The 2,501-nt window shown below is 75.0% G+C and carries 1 protein-coding gene; it reads left to right on the top strand.

The features are described from left to right. Positions 1-108 precede the first annotated feature (108 nt). The coding region (locus E4U92_RS35260; protein WP_241681799.1) for an acyltransferase domain-containing protein at positions 109-2,501 on the top strand (2,393 nt) is incomplete at its 3' end.

The following is a 2,501-nucleotide window of genomic DNA, read 5'->3' as shown; positions in this document are numbered from 1 at the left end:
CTCACCCACCTCACCCACGACACACCCTCCCCCCACCTCCTCCGAGGCACCACCACCCCCGGCGACACAGCCTTCCTCTTCACCGGACAAGGCAGCCAACACCCCGGCATGGGCCGCGAACTCTACGAAACATTCCCCGTCTTCGCCCAAGCCCTGGACCAGGCCTGCACCCACCTCGACACCCACCTCGGACGCCCCCTGCGCGAAGTGATGTTCGCCGAAGACAGCGAACTGCTGGACCAGACGTTGTACACGCAGACCGGTCTGTTCGCCCTGGAGGTGGCGCTGTACCGGTTGGTGGAACACCTCGGCCCGCGGCCGAAGTTCGTCGCCGGGCACTCCATCGGTGAGCTGGCCGCCGCGCACGTCGCGGGCGTGCTGACGCTGGAGGACGCCTGCACCCTGGTGGCCGCCCGCGGCCGGCTGATGCAGGCCCTGCCGCCGGGGGGCGCCATGCTCTCGGTCCGCGCCGGCGAGGAGGAGCTGGCCGGTCAGCTGGCCGGGCGCGAGCACGAGGTGGCCGTGGCCGCCGTCAACGGCCCCGCCTCCACCGTGCTCTCGGGCACCGAGGAGGCGGTCGCGGAGCTCGACGCGGCACTCACCGCGCTCGGGTTCACGACGCGGCGACTGCGGGTGAGTCACGCCTTCCACTCCCCGCTGATGGAACCGATGCTGGAGGAGTTCCGCCGGGTGGCGGCCGGGCTCGCCTACCAGCGGCCCCGGATCGGCGTCGTCTCGAACGTCACCGGGGGCCTCGCCACCGCCGAGGAGCTCACCTCCCCCGACTACTGGGTGCGGCACGTCCGCGAGGCCGTCCGCTTCCACGACGGCATACGCACGCTGCACGAGCGCGGTGTGCGCACTTACCTCGAACTCGGGCCGGACGGCGTGCTGTCCGCCATGGGCCGGGACTGCCTGCCCGAGGACGCCGAGGCAGAGTTCGTCACCGTCCTGCGCAAGGACCGCCCGTCGGCCCAGGCGCCGGCCGAGACGGTGGCCGCCCTGTGGACGCGGGGCGCCGCTGTCGACTGGCAGGCCGTTTTCGGGGGCCGCACGGCCCCGCGTCTGGATCTGCCGACCTACCCCTTCCAGCGCCGCCGCTACTGGCTGAGCCACCGGGACTCCCGCACCGTCGACGCGGAGGCCGCCGCTCTGGGTCTCGGCCCGGCCGGCCACCCGTTGCTCGGTGCCGCAGTGCCCCTCGCGGACTCCGGCGGCCTGGTCCTGACCACGCGGCTCTCCTTGGACTCGCACCCGTGGCTCGCCGACCACGGCGTGCTGGACACCGTGCTCCTGCCGGGCACCGCCCTGGTCGAACTCGCCCTGCGGGCCGGGGACCTGGCGGACTGCCGGGTGCTTCAGGAGCTGACCCTCCAGTCACCCCTGGCGCTGCCCACGACGGGCGGGACGCAGGTCCAGGTGTCCGTGGGCGCGCCGGACGACGCGGGGCGCCGCACGTTCAGCGTGCACGCGCGCCGCGCCGACGCCGACGACGCCGCGGAGCCCTGGCGGCTGCACGGCACCGGTGTGCTGGCTCCCGAGGACACCGTCGACGGCGCGGAGCGGAGCGCCGAACAGGACGAACTGGCCGTCTGGCCGCCTCGCAACGCGGAGCCGGTGGACCTCGACGACTGGTACGACACGCTCTCGGCGCAGGGTTTCGCCTACGGTCCGGCCTTCCAGGGGCTGCGCCGGGTGTGGCGCGGCGCCGACGCGCTGTTCGCCGAGGTGGCTCTGCCCGCCGCGCAGGCCGCGGAGGCCGGCCGGTTCGGGCTGCACCCGGCCCTGCTGGACGCGTCGCTGCACGCTCTCGGACTGGGGGTGCTGGACCGGTCCGAGGACCCGCGGCTGCCGTTCTCGTTCGGTGACGTGCGCCTGGCGGCGACCGGCGCGTCCGAGGTCAGGGTCCGGCTGAGCCGCGTCGCGTCCGACACGGTGACGCTGCTGCTCGCGGACGCGGCGGGCGGACCGGTGGCCGAGGTCGGCGCGCTGACGCTGCGCCCGGTCTCCGCCGGCCGGCTGCGGGAGGCGCTGGCCTCGGGCGGACCGGAGGGGCTGTTCCGCGTCGAGTGGGTGCCGGTGTCGCCGCCGGCCTCCGGCGAGGCGCCGGTGACGACCACGCTGCGCGTCCCCTCGGACGGCGAGCTGCACGACACCGTGGGTCTGGTGCTCGGCCGGGTCCAGGAATGGCTGGCCGAGGAGCGGCCCGAGCAGGAGCGGTTGGTGGTGCTGACCACCGGTGCGGTCTCCGTCGCGGGGGAGGCGCCGGATCCGGCCGGCGCCGCGGTGTGGGGTCTGCTGCGCTCGGCGCAGACGGAGAACCCGGACCGGATCGTGCTCGTGGACAACCCGGACGGTCCGCCGCCCGCACTGCCCGTGAGCGCCGGTGAGCCGCAGCTGGCGGTGCGCGACGGCCGCCTCTTCGCGCCACGGCTCGTGCGTGCCGTCGCGCCGGAGGCCGCGCCCTCGCCCTTCGCGCCGGGCGGCACGGTGCTGATCAC

It is taken from the genome of Streptomyces galbus (genome assembly GCF_005280195.1).
Taxonomy (GTDB): Bacteria; Actinomycetota; Actinomycetes; order Streptomycetales; family Streptomycetaceae; genus Streptomyces; species Streptomyces galbus.
The sequence above is the reverse complement of the archived record's forward strand: the minus strand, read 5'-3'. Positions and strand labels throughout refer to the sequence as shown.